Origin of the sequence: Bergeyella zoohelcum ATCC 43767, assembly GCF_000301075.1 — a bacterium.
Classification (GTDB): domain Bacteria; phylum Bacteroidota; class Bacteroidia; order Flavobacteriales; family Weeksellaceae; genus Bergeyella; species Bergeyella zoohelcum.
The window spans coordinates 1,399,673-1,414,185 of the sequence record NZ_JH932293.1; the positions used below are offsets into that span (position 1 = coordinate 1,399,673).

Below are 14,513 nucleotides of genomic sequence, written 5' to 3' on the forward strand. Positions count from 1 at the left end.
GAGCTGCTGGTAAGTAGGTGGCGGATCTTCGCGTACTTTAGAATGGAATATTTCCATATCACCAAACTGCTTATCTGTAATCGTCATTACGGCTACTTTCCCGTATTTAGGAAGCATCATTTTTACTCGTTTTTTATGCACTTCTGCATTTTCTCTACTCGGACAGTGCCTCAAATAACCTGAGTTCGGGATAAGAAAAAGTAAAAAATATTTGCAAAAAAAGGTAATAATTCGTATGTTTAATGTTTTGAAAATCAAATATATAAACCGAATTATTGCCTATGAATTTGAGAGAGCAAGTTACGGATATTTTTGTAAAAGTAGATGATTTTTGTAAAGAACTACGAAGTAATCACCGAAACCGCTGAAAAACAAATGAATAAACTGAGGTGACTTGATGTAGAAATCAGAAAATTAAAGAAAATCGGCACTGGTAACAATGGCAAAAGCAAAAAGACTCGCAATCGTCCATGTACAATGTCCGATGCGGAGATTCTTACTATTATGATAGGCTTCCATCTTGGACATCATAAAACTTTTAAGCATTACTATCAAAATTTTGTTTGCGAATATTGGAAAGATTTATTTTCTAAAACATTGTCTTACAACAGATTTGTAGAGATAAAACATCGTTATTTTTTAGTTTTCTTTCTATTTTTAAAGCAAAAATGCTTGGGGAAATGTACTGGAATTAGTTTTATTGATAGTACCACATTAAAAGTCTGCAAGAATCAACGGATGCATAATCATAAGGTTTTCAAAGGAATAGCAGAAAGAGGAAAGTCTTCTATGGGATGGTTTTACGGTTTTAAATTGCATTTAGTTTGCAATGAAAAAGGCGAATTATTATCATTTTATCTCACAAAAGGAAATGTGGATGATAGAAATCCAAAGCATATAAAAAAGCTAACAGAACAACTTTTGGAAAACTTTTTGGCGATAAAGGTTACCTTTCAAAAGCATTGTAGCAGATGTTGTTTGCTAATGGTATTCAGTTATTTACGAAACTAAGGAAGAATATGAAGAACCACTTAATGTCCTTGGAAGACAAAATTTTACTCAGAAAAAGAGCCATTATTGAAATGCAAAGCATTCGTGAATACCTATGAATTGAAAATTACAAGTGAACAAACAATTAATGATGAACTGAAAAACCTTTGTCAGATAGAACACAGTCGGCATAGGAGCGTCAATAATTTTATTATGAATATTCTGGGAGCATTAACTGGGTATTGCTTTTTTTTCCAAAAAACCGTCTCTCAATATTCAAAAAGTCAATGATGGTCAGTTATTTTTTGAATGTGCTTAAACCGAATTGGGGTTATTTTACTTAAATTTTCTGAATACTATTTCGAAGTAATTTAGAAAAGTATCCAAAGCATATTGAAAATAAAAAATTATATTCTTATTGTTCTTCAAGATGTGATTAGGGCTCAAAAAAATACCCCGAAAAAGCATCAAGGTATTTTTTTGTGTTAAAGATTAGTTACTTTACTTTTACTAATTCCACATCAAAGATGAGCCAAGCATTAGGAGGGATTACCCCACCTGCTCCTCTTGCTCCGTATGCCAATTCTGAAGGAATGAGTAGCGTAGCTTTTTCACCTTCTTTGAGTAACATGATGCCTTCATCCCAGCCTGGAATTACTCTACCTGTCCCCACTGGAAACTCTATTGGTTCACCTCTTTTAAATGAATTATCGAACTCCGTTCCATTTACTAATCTCCCTGCATAGTGTACTGCTACCATACTTCCTTTACTAGGTGCTTTACCTTCTGCGTTGGTTTGCGTTATTTTATAGAAAAGTCCAGAAGCTGTCTTTTCCATTCCTTTAGAAAGCTCTTCTAATTGTTTTTTGGCTTCTTCTTCTAATTTAGCCAAATACGCTTTATTATTTTCTTGGATTTTTGCTTTTCCTTCATTAAAGATTTTTGCAGCATCATACTTTTTATATTCATCTCCCTTAGTAAATACAGAGACTTTTTCTAGTACCACATCCGTAACGGGTTTATCTTGAGGGCCTTTTTCTACTTTTGCAATGGTATCTATAACATCTAGCCCATGTACCACCTCACCGAAAACGGTATGCTTACCATCTAACCAAGGTGTAGCCACCTGAGTGATGAAAAACTGAGAACCATTGGTATTAGGGCCACTGTTCGCCATAGAGAGAATACCTTTTCCTGTATGTTTCAGGTCATTTTTTTCGTCATCAAATCTATAGCCAGGGTCTCCCATACCCGTTCCTTGTGGATCTCCCCCTTGAATCATAAAATTCTCTATAACACGGTGAAATTTAGTTCCGTCATAGAAAGGCTCTCCAGCTTTTTTCGCTTTATTATCAATTTTTCCTTCTGCTAATCCTACGAAATTAGCTACAGTAACAGGAGATTTCTTATCTTCAAACTTCACGAGCATATTCCCTTTAGAAGTCTGTAAGTTAGCATAGACTCCATCTTGAAGTCCATTGAACAATTCTTTATCTACATTCATTTTTTTATACATTGGTGTACATCCGATGAGCGAAATTCCTAATCCGATGTACGAGATTAATTTTAAATTCATTTTTAGAAAATTTTCAGCTAAGATATTATTTTTCAAATTGCTGAGCGAAGCCTTTCTCTACTTTTTGTCTCCATCCGAATGGATCTTCCATTCTATTGGCTTGTATTCCTAAGAGTTCTTCTTTTAAAGTCAAAGCGAAACTTTCTTCTTTGCTCAAAACAGGCAACTCATATTGTTCTCCTTTATAGCCTACCATTCTGAACTGCGTAGTTACTACAGCGGTTCCTACTCCCCAAATTTCTTTTAGTGAACCATCTTTAATTGCTTCTATTACTTTTTTTACAGCTACAGGTGTTTCGTGTACGGTGATTCCGTTTTTCTTTGCGAGATTAATGAAGCTATCACGGGTAACTCCATCTAAAATTTTGTCTGATGTAGGTGGCGTAAAGATTTCATCATTAATTCTTACCATAACATTCATTGTACCACTTTCCTCGAAATATTCGTGTGTGCTGTCATCGGTCCAAATGATTTGGTCATATCCTTCTTCGATGGCCAATTGAGTAGGATAGAAAGAAGCGGCATAATTTCCTGCAGCTTTTGCAAAACCTACACCACCACTGGCTGCTCTGGAATAGTAATCAGAAATTTTTACCGCTACTGGTGCAGCATAGTAGCTCTTAGAAGGTGCCGCCACAATAGCGAACATATATTTATTAGCTACTCTGGCTTTTAGTGCTTCTTCGGTAGCGAAGATAAGCGGACGGATGTAAAGTGCTTTGTCTTCACCATGAGGAATCCAATCTCTATCAATATCCATTAAAGCCTTAAGCCCATTTATGAAAACTTCCTCAGGAACTTCTGGCATAGCAAGACGCGTAGCTGATTTATTGATTCTGGCATAGTTTTTTTCTGGACGGAAAAGGAAGATTTCGCCTTCTGCATCTTTATAGGCTTTCATTCCCTCAAAACAAGCTTGTCCGTAGTTAAACGCCATATTTGCCGGTGAAAAAGGTAATGCACCGTAAGGAACGATTTTTGCTTCTCCCCAAGCTCCATTTTCATACTCACAGATAAGCATGTGATCAATGAAGTGATCTCCGAATTCGAAATTGTTAGGGTCAAATTGACCTACTTTAGAGTTCGTGGTTTTTTGAATAATCATTTTAAGAAAATTTTATTTTTTTATTGTATTAAATTTAATTCCGAAAATTACAAAATTTCATGTAAATTTGAAAACTTTTATGAAAAAAAGAGAAATTATCACTACAAAAGACGGGAGTAAAACTCTTAAAATAAATGAGTTAAATGAGTGTTATCATTCTTCCCATGGTGCTTTACAAGAGGCAGAGCATGTATTTATCAAAAATGGACTTAATCTGATAAAAAAATCAGAAATCAATATTTTAGAAATGGGTTTTGGGACAGGTTTGAATGTTTTGGTTACTTTTGCTCAATTTTTAAAAAATCTCACTCCTCTAAAAATTAATTATTTTGGCATTGAAAAATACCCTGTTTCGGAGACTGAAATGGTAAGTTTGGGCTATGAGACACTTTTTTCTGATGAAAAAGTAAAAGATTTTCACCAAAAAATTCATCATTCTGAATGGGAGAAACTAATAGAAATAGTACCTCATTTTTCACTTAAAAAAATCAATGCAGATTTTTTTGATGTTGATAAATTGGATTTGCCCGAAATAGATTTGGTATATTATGATTGTTTCGGTGCAAGGGTACAGCCAGACCTTTGGGAAAAACCTCTATTCGAAAAGGTAGTAAGAGTGATGAATGATAATGCCCTTTTAACTACCTATTCATCCAAAGGAAGCGTGAGAAGAACATTACAAGAACTGGGACTAAAAGTGGAGAAAAAAGTAGGGCCTCCCGGGAAAAGAGAAATGCTCAATGCTTGGAAAGATAAGGACACTTCTGATAAATGATAAAACAAAGGAAATGATGATGAATATCACAAAAAAAATGATATTAAAAATCACTATTTACCATATTTAATTAGTAACTTTGCTCATCAAAATTTCACCCATGATTACAACAGATTTACTCATTATAGGTGCAGGACCTACGGGGCTTTTTGCCGTTTTCGAAGCAGGATTACTTAAAATAAAATGTCATCTTATAGATGCACTTCCACAGCCTGGCGGGCAGCTGGCTGAGCTATATCCTAAAAAGCCTATATTTGATATTCCAGGGTTTCCATCTGTAAATGCAGGAGAATTGGTGGATAATTTAATGGAGCAAATCAAACAGTTCGAACCTGGATTTACCCTTGCAGAAACCGCAGTTTCTCTTACTAAAATAGATGATGAATGGTTTGAGGTGGTAACGAATAAAGGAACGGTACATCGTGCGAAAGCTGTAGCCATTGCGGGGGGATTAGGGACTTTTGAGCCGAGAAAGCCTGACCATTTGGAAAATCTTGCACAGTTTGAAGAAAAAGGAGTAGAATATTTTGTGAAAGACCCTGAACATTTCAGAGGGAAAACGGTAGTCATTGCAGGGGGTGGAGATTCAGCCTTAGATTGGTCTATCTTCCTTGCCGATGTAGCAAAAAGTGTTACGCTTATTCACCGTAGAAATGAATTCCGTGGGGCATTAGATTCGGTAGAGAAGGTACAGAAATTAAAAAACGAAGGTAAAATCAATTTGATTACTCCTGCAGAAGTAGTTGCACTAAAAGGAGATGAACATCTCCGCGCTATTGTAGTATCTGCTGATGGAGAAGAAAAAGAAATAGAAACAGATTATCTGATTCCTCTTTTTGGGCTTACTCCTAAATTGGGAGAACTGGCGAATTGGGGATTAGAAATTGAAAAAAATGCCATTAAGGTAAACAATGCTCTAGACTATCAGACCAATATAGAAGGGGTTTATGCCATTGGAGATATTAATACTTACCCTGGAAAACTCAAACTCATTCTTTGCGGTTTCCACGAAGGTACGCTCATGTGCCAAAGCGTGTACAATAGACTGAATCCAGGAAAAAAATATGTACTTAAATACACCACAGTAAGCGGTATAGATGGTTTTGATGGCACAAGAAAAGAAGCAGAAAAAGCCGTAGTGAAAAAAATAGATTAAGAGAGTTATAATTTAAATTCCTAATCCTAGTATTGATCCAATATGTCTGATATTAATATAAGCATTATCGATAGAGCAGGAGTTACCCATTCTATAGTAGCTCCCACAGATATGTCTATGAACCTCATGGAAATCATTCGCTCATATGAACTTGCAGAGGAAGGAACCATTGGGGTATGTGGAGGTATGGCAATGTGTGCTTCTTGCCAAGTGTATGTATTAGAGGGAGCCGAGAAACTTCATTCAATGGAAGATGAAGAAGATGCTATGCTGGCAGAGGCGTATCATGTGAAAGACAACTCTAGATTAGGTTGCCAAATTCATATCACAGAGGAATTGGAAGGATTAGCCGTAGAAATTGCTCCATATCCTTAGTATTTATATTTTTTCTGATATATTTTTTCATTTGAAAGATAAAAAAGAAGCTGTCTGAAATTACTCGGACAGCTTTTTTCAGAGAGGAATATTTTTCATTAATACCCTCTAAGATAAGAATAATGCACTATGTTTGCTGCTTTTTGAGTTTCCAGAGACTGCATAAAAATGGTAGGATTTCTCAGTAGTTCCCGTGCCATGAAAATCACATCCGCTTTATTTTGTAAAAGTATTTCATTGGCCTGTTCTATGGTAGTAATTTTTCCCACTGCTCCCGTAGGAATTTGCACTTCTTTTCTGATGGCTTCCGAAAATGGAACTTGATACCCATCAAAAACGGATATTTTGGCTCCATGGATATTCCCACCGCTGGATACATCAATTAAATCTACTCCTCTTGTTTTTAATTCTTGACAAAGCTGAATGGACTGTAAAATATCCCAACCGTTCTCTGCGTATTCATCGGCAGAAATTCTTACTAGCAAGGGCATACATTCTGGAATAGATTGTTTTACAGTTTCTACTATTTGTAGTAATAATCGGGTTCTATTCTTAAAGTTTCCACCATACTCGTCGGTTCTTGTATTGCTCAGTGGCGAGAGAAACTGATGTAATAAATAACCATGTGCAGCATGAATTTCTATAACATCAAATCCAGCTTCTACAGCCCTTGCAGCGGCATGGGTAAAACTCGTGATTATAGATTGTATTTCTGGAATCGTGAGTGCGTGTGGAAGTGGGTCTTCTGGTTTGTAAGGGAGAGCAGAGGGGGCTACAGTACGCCAAGGATTTTGCTTTTCGGTAAGCTGTTTTCCTTCCCATGTGGAGGCTTTTCTTCCTGCGTGTGCCAGTTGTATCCCTATTTTGGTGGAGCTATGCTGATGCACGAAATCCGTAATTTTCTTTAAACTGGCTATCTGACTATCCTCCCAAAGTCCTAAACATCGATGAGTGATTCTCCCTTCGGGAACTACGGCAGTAGCTTCTACCATGAGGAGCCCCAGATTCGCCAAAGCATATTTACCATAATGTACAAGGTGGAAGTCATTAGCAAAGCCATTATCGGATTGATACATACACATAGGGGAAAGCACTAACCGATTTTGTAAGGTCAATTGGTTCAAAGTAATAGGCTGATAAATCATAGTAAGTATTTTTTTATTGATTTAGACGAATAGATTTGGTTATTTCGTCAAAAATAATCAATATTGCAAGAAGTTTACAATGATTATTAAGAAAATACGATGAAGAAATCCATCCACTTAGAATACGAAGTGATACAAAAAGAAAATTTCTCTGCGGAGGAACAAAAATTATATCTGGCAGCGAGTGAAATTCGTAAAAAAGCCTATGCCAAATACAGTCATTTTGCGGTAGGCTGTGCTTTACTGATGGAGGATGGAAACATTGTTGTAGGAAATAATCAAGAAAATGCCGCTTTTCCTAGTGGTACATGTGCTGAGCGTTCTGCAATTTTTTGGGCAAAGTCTAATTTCCCAAATCTCAAAGTACTTTCCATATTTATCATTGGAGGACCAGAAGATGATAGTAAATCCGTTATCACCTCTCCATGTGGTGCATGTAGGCAAAGCCTTTTACAATATGAAATAGAACAAAATCAAAATATTTCCCTCTACTTCTCTTCTTATGACGGCAATGCTATTAAAGTAAACAGCATCCAGCACCTATTGCCTTTTTCTTTTGACGGCTCGGAATTGTAATTTTTTAAAATTGAAAAAATAAAAAAAAACTAAGGCTATTGAAAAGCCTAAATAGACGGGGTTTATTTTGGTTTCAAAAAGCTACTCAACATAGGCGGTAGTCTGTCTTCTGAATAATTTCCCCAAGGGTAAAAACTCATCACACAAGCCATATTTTTACCTCGTACTTTTTGGGTAATGACATAAGTAATATACTCCTGTGGTATATTGTTTTCGGAGGTAATGCTGTATACCAACTTACGAACCTTGGTAGGAATAGCCTCAAAAAGCATTTCTTCCTCCTTATCAGAAACTAATTTTACTTGATTTCCCTGAGGTGGATTTTGGAAGCGTAAAGTTGCTTTTTGTAACTGCATTGCGTTAGCATCTTTGGCTTTTTCTAAACTAGAGTGCACCGACCAGTTCATTTGTTCGCCTGTTGTTTCATCTGCTAAACGGTCAATTTGTACCCATTTCCAATTTTTATTTTTAGGAATAACTCTACCCCAAAAATTAATTTCTCCTTTATGTTCAATGGGAAGAGTATCTAATTTGCCTGCCATGAGAAAATCAAAAAAAGCAGTATCCACAGTAATTTTCGGAACTCTATCCACACTGGAAAAAACAATCTCTACTATTTTTCCTTTCATCACTACATAATAATAGAAGATATGATCATACAAATCTTTTGCAAATGGATAACTTCTGTAAGTGTAGAAATGTGGGAATTTCAGATGAACATCAGTTTTAATTTCTGATGTATTTTTAGAGACATATTCTTTTTTAAAAATCTCCCATTTTTCAGCGGTATAATCCGTGAATATCAACCTAAACATGGTATTTTCATACTTATAAAACACACTCTCTCCTACAATATTCCAGCTTATATTCTCTTTGATAAGCGATTGAGAAAATAGTATTTGCGTACTTAGCAGCAATAAAAAAAAGATTTTTTTCATATTTTGATGGTTGATATACTCAGAAATAAATAATTATTCTTGTGTTTGGTTAATATGAGAGTATTATTTTCATGACATCAATAAAAAAAAACTGTCCCAAAATAGAGACAGTTTCATTAAAATTATTAGTCGAGCTCTTCATCATCGTATTTAGAAAGCTCTTCGTCACACCATTTGAATGCTTGTTCTACTACTTTTGTAGCTTCATCTGCTATGGTTTCTTCATCATCTCCTTCTAAATCATCTAGCCATTCTACTTCTTCCTCTTCTACATTAAGGATGAATCTTGGATATTCAGTATGTACTACGAATAAATCCTCTGGCATTTCAGTATTATCCGCCAATAAAAATTTAGGTAATTTCATTTGTTTAAAATTTTACCAAAGGTAACAAAAAAACACATATAAAAATGGTTTTGATAAAAAATATTTTTCGTTACTATTTTTTATTTCTGATTTTATACCCCATATAGAAAAGAGGGAGTGCCATCACTATGAGTTCCAAGAGATGAGCGATGACAGCACTCGTTGCCATAATAAGTACAAATACTAAGCCCATGACTGCACCTCCGATGTGAGCAGCATGTCCTATATTGTCCCCTTGCCTTGGGTTAAGCATCATATACATCGAATATCCGAAATAGAGTAAACCAAAAATAAACCCAGGGATATGAACAGGAATAGGAAAAATCATCAATCCTAAATAAGGATAGAGTGCTATGGAAGCAAATAATACCCCAGAGACACCACCACTAGCCCCTATAGCAGAATACCAAGATTGGTCCTTATAAAGGTACATGCAAAAGAGATTTCCTGCAATGATAGAGCCTAAATAAATGGCTAAAAAGGAAAAAGTTCCAAAAGTACTCAGTATAATGGGTGAAAATATATAGAGCGTATACATGTTAAAAAGCAAATGAAAAAAATCAGCATGAAGAAACCCCGCCGAAATCATTCTGATGTATTCTTTATTGTATTTTATCGCTCCGATATTAAATTTATATTTTTCAAAAACTTCACGATTATTCATCGCTATAATACTTATAATTACAGTGATGGCAATAGTAATAATGGATATAGACATGGAAATAGTATATATTTATTTATAAGCTGTAAGTTTCAAATAGCAGGGGAAATGGAGGATTTACTTCAAATAATTTACAGCTTTTCAAACGACCTCAACTCCTTAAATTTTTGGCGGATGATGACTGCCTTTTTGCTTAAAAACCTTCAAACCATTTCAAACTTTTCAAACAACCTCTCACCTTAGCTTCTTCATTTTAGGATGATTTTACCTCGGTATCTCTATAGATTCTAAGATTTGCTTAATAATTTCGTCTGCGGTAAGTCCCTCCATTTCTCTTTCTGGAGAAACCACTATACGATGTCTCAACACGGCATAGGCTACTTCCTTAATATCTTCTGGCGTTACAAAATCTCTTCCTCTTATCACCGCAAAGGCTTTAGAAGCAGTAAGCAATGCTAAACTTGCCCTTGGCGAAGCCCCTAAAAATAGAAATTGATTTTCTCGGGTATTGATAATGATTTTAGCAATATATTCTATTAAGTGTTGTTCTACGATGACATTTTTTACTATTTCTTGATATTCTGATAATTGCTCACGAGAGAGTACCGCTTGGACTACCTCTGTTTTATCCGCTAATTTACTATGATGTTGATGATTAATAATCTCTATTTCTTGATGTAAATCAGGGTAACCTACATTAATTTTGAATAGAAATCGGTCAAGCTGAGCTTCAGGAAGACGGTAAGTACCTTCTTGTTCCACAGGGTTCTGTGTAGCCAATACCATAAAAGGTTTTTCCATTGGATAACGAGTTCCGTCCATGGTAATTTGCCTTTCTTCCATCACTTCGAAGAGAGCGGCTTGCGTTTTCGCTGGAGAGCGGTTAATTTCATCTATGAGAATAAAATTAGAAAAAATAGGTCCTTTTTTAAATTCGAATTCAGAATTTTTAATATTAAAAACAGAAGTACCCAGAATATCCGAAGGCATAAGGTCTGGAGTAAACTGTATTCTACTGAAATCTACTTTTACCGTTTTAGAGAGTAATTTTGCAGTAATGGTTTTTGCCACTCCGGGCACCCCTTCTATCAGGCAGTGTCCATTAGAAAGCAATGCAGCAAGAAGGTGTTCTATCATTGAATCTTGCCCTACAATGACCTTTCTGATTTCTGTTTTTACTTTTTCTAAGCTATTTCTCAACTCAGTAAGTGCTATTCTAGATTCAAAAGGAGGAGTAGAGGAGGTATTTAAAGAAGCGTTTTCTAGATTTTCCATGAATGTTAATGATTCTTAATTCACAAATTTAAGTATTTCCTATCAAAAAAGAGATAAAAAGTCAATACAAGTTCAAAATTAAAATCCTTCTTTCCAGAGTTTACGCTGTAAGACTTACAGCATCAGTAGGCGTGTGATAGAAGCCTTGCAGGAGCTGCAGCAAAAAGGGAGAATAGGTGAAGTAACTCTGCTGATCTCGGATTCTATGATAAAACGGAATCCCGTTGCCATAGATGTACTAGAGGGCGTAGCAAAACATAATGCTAATTTCAAGGTGAAATACTTTTGGAATCATAGCAAAGTGTGCCTGATAAAAGCGGGGGATTTTCACCTTGTTTTGGAAGGTTCTGGGAACTGGAGCGAAAACGCTCAGCTGGAACAGTATGTTCTTGCCAATTCAGAAGCCGTGTTTAACTTCAGAAAAACGATATTCGAATGATAGAAATCTTAAAAATGTTCGCACTGGTATTGCATTTAGATCGCTCAAAGGGGGAATCAAAATCCAAAAGTGTTACTCTTTCAGTAGATAGTTCTACGGTAAATATTTCTGCACCGTATTGGCTTACAGTAGAGGCTGTTGGTGGAAATCAAATTGAAGTAATTACGGCTAATTCTGCTACGCTTTTACCAGGTATATACACTGGGGAAGTGATTATTTCTGATAGTGTAAATCAAGTTATTGTTAATATGATTATCAATGTTATAGATGCAGAAATTGTTAACGAATTGGAAGAATATAATTTTTGTCTAGACGCAAAGAAAATCTATTTCAAACAATATCATCCGAATCTAAAATACAAGCGGGTAAAAATAAATGGCACACAGTATATTTCCAATGAAGAACATCATATACAGCAAATCTATGACCTAATATATTTTAATGGAGAGACCAATATAGATATAGGAGAAAAAGTACAACAATTTATAGAGCCCTTTAAAGAGATTTTACTTGATATGGCTTTGAAGAAACATATTATGAAGCCTATATCCATTCAAATAGATATAGCAAATTTAAATGATAAGTTTGAGGAACTTCATCAGAAAAGTTTGGGAACTTTTTATTTCTATCCAGGGGAAAAACCTAAAGCTTATCCCTTACTTACTAATCATCGTATTCGTAAGCGTGTGAATTTATCTAAAATGCTTATATCCTACATTGAAGGGGTTGCTGTCCCTAATACTTGGGGAATACTCAAGTCAATCAATAATGGTGCGGCATATGATATAAGTTGCCTCATTCTTACCGAATACAATCTAAATTTTCCCAAAGTTTTTAACTTTGGAACAATGAAGGTGATTTCTTTTCCAGCTCCTCAAAATGCTTTTCATATTCAGTGGCTGAATCAAAACTTAGTGCCAGAATGGGCCACTTTTACTGGTGAGTTTAAAATTAAAACTGCCTATCATCATACTATAAGCAAAAGTGTTTTTACCAATAAAAAGAAGAAGTACGATTCGGAAAAAGAAAAATCCTTATCAATCAATACAGGTTTTATTCTGAAAGCAGAAATTCCTATGATAGAAGAAATGATGTCTAGCTCTATTGTTTATATAGAAATGGATGATAGGTTATTAAAATGTATCCCTAATGGGGAAAAATTAGATGGCGAAGATAGTACAAATCAGCTTGTTACTTTTGAACTTGAATTTTTAATCATCAGCGAGATATGGAAGTAAAATTTTTCACAGAAAAAGGAGTGATGGATTTATCCTCACAAAAAATCTCTTTTCAAGAAGGTAACTCAAAACTAAATGATAAACAATTAACGAAATTTACTTTTCCGTTTGAAATCTATGTAGATGAAGAATTTACCCATACCTTTGGTGATTATGTAAGCCATGAAGTTTGGGATATTCCCAAAGTTATCGAAGGGAAATTACTCTTTGAAAATAGAATTCATGATGCAAAACTTGAAATAATGAGTATAGAAGGCAAATTTCTTACGGGCCAAATAGATTTTGGCTTTGAGGAAATTCCTAATCACGATAAAAAGCTATCAGAATTACCATTGGAAGTTATAGAAGTGGCTAATATATATGAATATGCTGCAGTAGTTTGTTCTAAAAAATATCCAGAAACTAACTTTAATTTTCCGAGGATCCACACAAAAAAATATAAACCAAGTGAAGTAATGTGGGATGCTTTCGAGGGGTACTATAACCATGCTAAAAATGTAAACGGTCAATTAAAATTTGCAGAGAATGTATATCCTACAGAACAAAACGGTTGGACTATTGATAATGTAAACATTGTTCATCCCTGTCCCCATATTTTGTATTTACTGAAAACGGGTTTTGAAGACGCTGGATATGAGCTACAAGGAGATATTTTACAGGATAAAAATTTACAAGATAAATGGGTTTTCTCTGGAGGGCAATATTTCAAAAATCAATGGATATTAAATAAAGAAGTACTGAGAGTGAATAAAAACCAGTATAAAAGAAGAAATATAATAAAAAATCCCCCGAAAACCTATGGAGAATATGAATACGAAGCAGTATTTACTGTTGAGAAAGCGGATCAGTATAGACTGGATTTTCATTTTACCGCTTCTCAGCCTACATGGGTAGCCCCTCGTATTGTCTATTTAAAAATAGAAGTTAATGGGGTGGTAACGGTGATTCCTACTAACAACGAATATGATTTTTTTAAATCTCACTTTCTGATCATTCAAAATGCAAATACTGAAGTAAAAGTTTCCTTTAGGTATGATATGGAATTAAGAAGTGGAACTGTGGGCGGTTTTCATGGAAGCGGCTCGGGAACAGATCCTGTAATCCCTGAAATTCTTCTTGCTCATCTTCGTTCTCAGTCTGCTCAAGAGAATGATAGTAATGAAAATGCAGAAGAATATAAAGTAGTAGTCAATGAAAACAAGATTGACTTAACTAGGGCTGTTCCCAATCTTACTTTTAATGAATTTGTTAATATTATTCAAAATTGGTTTAACTACGATGTACAGATATTAGGGCGTACTGTTTATATGAATAAAATAGGTTTTGAAGCTCCTCCAGAGCCTAAGGATTTTAGAGCCTATGAGGTAAAATCTCCTAAGAGAACTCTAAAAAATGAAAAATCCTTCTTTTTAAAATTCATGGATTTAGATGATGGATATAAGCTAGATGCCGTCTATTATGATAAGAATGGAATGAAACTAAATGGTGTTCCAGGAAAAACAACATCTACTATAGAAATTAATGGTTATGTAATGCCTATAGCTAAGGCAAAAGAAAACCATACGCCTACCGCTCAAGTTAAAAAAGATTCGGATACGATTTTATCTTTAGTTCATTATGAAGGCTTAATAAATGGTATGAATGATGCTCTCAATCCTCCAGGTTGTACTTTTCCTTTATTATTTGAAACGAATTGGGAAAAATGGCTAAGTACTAGAATAAATAGTGATGAATATCAATGGAGTTTTACAGCTGACATAGCAAGATTTAGCCATTTTAAGGTAACAGATTATTTGTATTGTTATTCTAAAAAACATATTATTAAAACAATCAATAAAGACAAAATAAGTAGTAACACTTATGAAGTGGAAATCACTACCGAAACTGTTTTATAAAAAA

14 protein-coding genes and 2 pseudogenes are annotated in these 14,513 nt (G+C 34.9%); 8 read left to right on the plus strand and 8 right to left on the minus strand.

All coding sequences use genetic code 11. From position 1 onward, the window contains the following. Positions 1 to 177: pseudogene (locus HMPREF9699_RS11435) on the minus strand (CRISPR-associated endonuclease Cas2); the annotation flags it as partial. A gap of 270 nt (positions 178 to 447) precedes the next feature. On the opposite strand from HMPREF9699_RS11435, the pseudogene HMPREF9699_RS11630 reads away from it, so the two are divergent. After that, positions 448 to 1,309 (plus strand): annotated as a pseudogene (locus HMPREF9699_RS11630) (IS982 family transposase); the annotation flags it as partial. A gap of 177 nt (positions 1,310 to 1,486) precedes the next feature. On the opposite strand, the gene HMPREF9699_RS06375 reads toward HMPREF9699_RS11630, so the two are convergent. Both HMPREF9699_RS06375 and HMPREF9699_RS06380 read right to left on the minus strand, forming a co-directional pair. Then, a complete protein-coding gene (locus tag HMPREF9699_RS06375) occupies positions 1,487 to 2,494 on the minus strand; it encodes a peptidylprolyl isomerase (protein ID WP_245946146.1) in 1,008 nt (335 codons plus the stop codon). A gap of 97 nt (positions 2,495 to 2,591) precedes the next feature. After that, positions 2,592 to 3,671 (minus strand): branched-chain amino acid aminotransferase, encoded by a 1,080-nt coding sequence (locus HMPREF9699_RS06380; RefSeq protein WP_002663386.1) that lies wholly within the window; start codon positions 3,669 to 3,671, stop codon positions 2,592 to 2,594. Positions 3,672 to 3,750: 79 nt separating this feature from the next. On the opposite strand from HMPREF9699_RS06380, the gene mnmD reads away from it, so the two are divergent. The 3 genes from mnmD to HMPREF9699_RS06395 all read left to right on the plus strand — a co-directional run bounded on the left by mnmD (position 3,751) and on the right by HMPREF9699_RS06395 (position 5,977). Next, complete coding sequence (gene mnmD, locus HMPREF9699_RS06385) at positions 3,751 to 4,446, plus strand: tRNA (5-methylaminomethyl-2-thiouridine)(34)-methyltransferase MnmD (protein WP_002663387.1); 696 nt, start codon at positions 3,751 to 3,753, stop codon at positions 4,444 to 4,446. A gap of 100 nt (positions 4,447 to 4,546) precedes the next feature. Next, complete coding sequence (locus HMPREF9699_RS06390) at positions 4,547 to 5,602, plus strand: NAD(P)/FAD-dependent oxidoreductase (protein ID WP_034985711.1); 1,056 nt, start codon at positions 4,547 to 4,549, stop codon at positions 5,600 to 5,602. 42 nt (positions 5,603 to 5,644) lie between these two features. Then, positions 5,645 to 5,977 (plus strand): 2Fe-2S iron-sulfur cluster-binding protein, encoded by a 333-nt coding sequence (locus HMPREF9699_RS06395; protein WP_002663389.1) that lies wholly within the window; start codon positions 5,645 to 5,647, stop codon positions 5,975 to 5,977. 98 nt (positions 5,978 to 6,075) lie between these two features. On the opposite strand, the gene HMPREF9699_RS06400 is transcribed toward HMPREF9699_RS06395, so the two are convergent. After that, on the minus strand, positions 6,076 to 7,122 hold the full coding sequence (locus HMPREF9699_RS06400) for an NADH:flavin oxidoreductase/NADH oxidase (RefSeq protein WP_002663390.1): 1,047 nt from the start codon (positions 7,120 to 7,122) through the stop codon (positions 6,076 to 6,078). Between the two features lie 99 nt (positions 7,123 to 7,221). Here HMPREF9699_RS06400 and HMPREF9699_RS06405 point away from each other — a divergent pair, with 99 nt between their 5' ends. Continuing rightward, positions 7,222 to 7,698, plus strand: coding sequence for a cytidine deaminase (locus tag HMPREF9699_RS06405; RefSeq protein WP_002663391.1), 477 nt, complete (start codon positions 7,222 to 7,224; stop codon positions 7,696 to 7,698). A gap of 62 nt (positions 7,699 to 7,760) precedes the next feature. Here HMPREF9699_RS06405 and HMPREF9699_RS06410 read toward each other — a convergent pair whose 3' ends face one another. The 4 genes from HMPREF9699_RS06410 to HMPREF9699_RS06425 all read right to left on the minus strand — a co-directional run bounded on the left by HMPREF9699_RS06410 (position 7,761) and on the right by HMPREF9699_RS06425 (position 10,937). Then, the gene (locus HMPREF9699_RS06410; protein ID WP_002663394.1) at positions 7,761 to 8,636 is read right to left on the minus strand and encodes a hypothetical protein; all 876 of its coding nucleotides are present in this window, start codon (positions 8,634 to 8,636) and stop codon (positions 7,761 to 7,763) included. Positions 8,637 to 8,761: 125 nt separating this feature from the next. Next, positions 8,762 to 9,001 (minus strand): hypothetical protein, encoded by a 240-nt coding sequence (locus tag HMPREF9699_RS06415; protein ID WP_002663395.1) that lies wholly within the window; start codon positions 8,999 to 9,001, stop codon positions 8,762 to 8,764. 73 nt (positions 9,002 to 9,074) lie between these two features. Further along, positions 9,075 to 9,719 carry a rhomboid family intramembrane serine protease gene (locus HMPREF9699_RS06420; RefSeq protein WP_002663397.1) on the minus strand — a complete coding sequence of 215 codons (645 nt, stop codon included), beginning with the start codon at positions 9,717 to 9,719 and terminating at the stop codon, positions 9,075 to 9,077. Positions 9,720 to 9,926: 207 nt separating this feature from the next. Further along, the gene (locus HMPREF9699_RS06425; protein WP_002663399.1) at positions 9,927 to 10,937 is read right to left on the minus strand and encodes an AAA family ATPase; all 1,011 of its coding nucleotides are present in this window, start codon (positions 10,935 to 10,937) and stop codon (positions 9,927 to 9,929) included. 205 nt (positions 10,938 to 11,142) lie between these two features. Between HMPREF9699_RS06425 and HMPREF9699_RS06430 the strand changes: the two genes are divergently transcribed. From HMPREF9699_RS06430 to HMPREF9699_RS06440, 3 genes are read left to right on the plus strand one after another with little or no spacing between them, the layout of a single operon-like run. After that, positions 11,143 to 11,376, plus strand: coding sequence for a hypothetical protein (locus tag HMPREF9699_RS06430; RefSeq protein ID WP_002663400.1), 234 nt, complete (start codon positions 11,143 to 11,145; stop codon positions 11,374 to 11,376). Continuing rightward, on the plus strand, positions 11,373 to 12,614 hold the full coding sequence (locus tag HMPREF9699_RS06435; protein ID WP_002663403.1) for a hypothetical protein: 1,242 nt from the start codon (positions 11,373 to 11,375) through the stop codon (positions 12,612 to 12,614). Before HMPREF9699_RS06430 ends, HMPREF9699_RS06435 begins: the two co-directional genes overlap by 4 nt. After that, positions 12,605 to 14,509 (plus strand): hypothetical protein, encoded by a 1,905-nt coding sequence (locus HMPREF9699_RS06440; protein WP_002663404.1) that lies wholly within the window; start codon positions 12,605 to 12,607, stop codon positions 14,507 to 14,509. The genes HMPREF9699_RS06435 and HMPREF9699_RS06440 overlap by 10 nt, the downstream gene beginning before the upstream one ends. Positions 14,510 to 14,513: the final 4 nt, after the last annotated feature.

What these genes read in the sequence shown, in the direction of transcription:
- HMPREF9699_RS06375 (WP_245946146.1), bottom strand. Translation starts at nt 2,494, where the DNA reads ATGAATGTAGATAAAGAATTGTTCAATGGACTTCAAGATGGAGTCTAT.
- HMPREF9699_RS06380 (WP_002663386.1), bottom strand. Translation starts at nt 3,671, where the DNA reads ATGATTATTCAAAAAACCACGAACTCTAAAGTAGGTCAATTTGACCCT.
- mnmD (WP_002663387.1), top strand. Translation starts at nt 3,751, where the DNA reads ATGAAAAAAAGAGAAATTATCACTACAAAAGACGGGAGTAAAACTCTT.
- HMPREF9699_RS06390 (WP_034985711.1), top strand. Translation starts at nt 4,547, where the DNA reads ATGATTACAACAGATTTACTCATTATAGGTGCAGGACCTACGGGGCTT.
- HMPREF9699_RS06395 (WP_002663389.1), top strand. Translation starts at nt 5,645, where the DNA reads ATGTCTGATATTAATATAAGCATTATCGATAGAGCAGGAGTTACCCAT.
- HMPREF9699_RS06400 (WP_002663390.1), bottom strand. Translation starts at nt 7,122, where the DNA reads ATGATTTATCAGCCTATTACTTTGAACCAATTGACCTTACAAAATCGG.
- HMPREF9699_RS06405 (WP_002663391.1), top strand. Translation starts at nt 7,222, where the DNA reads ATGAAGAAATCCATCCACTTAGAATACGAAGTGATACAAAAAGAAAAT.
- HMPREF9699_RS06410 (WP_002663394.1), bottom strand. Translation starts at nt 8,636, where the DNA reads ATGAAAAAAATCTTTTTTTTATTGCTGCTAAGTACGCAAATACTATTT.
- HMPREF9699_RS06415 (WP_002663395.1), bottom strand. Translation starts at nt 9,001, where the DNA reads ATGAAATTACCTAAATTTTTATTGGCGGATAATACTGAAATGCCAGAG.
- HMPREF9699_RS06420 (WP_002663397.1), bottom strand. Translation starts at nt 9,719, where the DNA reads ATGTCTATATCCATTATTACTATTGCCATCACTGTAATTATAAGTATT.
- HMPREF9699_RS06425 (WP_002663399.1), bottom strand. Translation starts at nt 10,937, where the DNA reads ATGGAAAATCTAGAAAACGCTTCTTTAAATACCTCCTCTACTCCTCCT.
- HMPREF9699_RS06430 (WP_002663400.1), top strand. Translation starts at nt 11,143, where the DNA reads ATGATAAAACGGAATCCCGTTGCCATAGATGTACTAGAGGGCGTAGCA.
- HMPREF9699_RS06435 (WP_002663403.1), top strand. Translation starts at nt 11,373, where the DNA reads ATGATAGAAATCTTAAAAATGTTCGCACTGGTATTGCATTTAGATCGC.
- HMPREF9699_RS06440 (WP_002663404.1), top strand. Translation starts at nt 12,605, where the DNA reads ATGGAAGTAAAATTTTTCACAGAAAAAGGAGTGATGGATTTATCCTCA.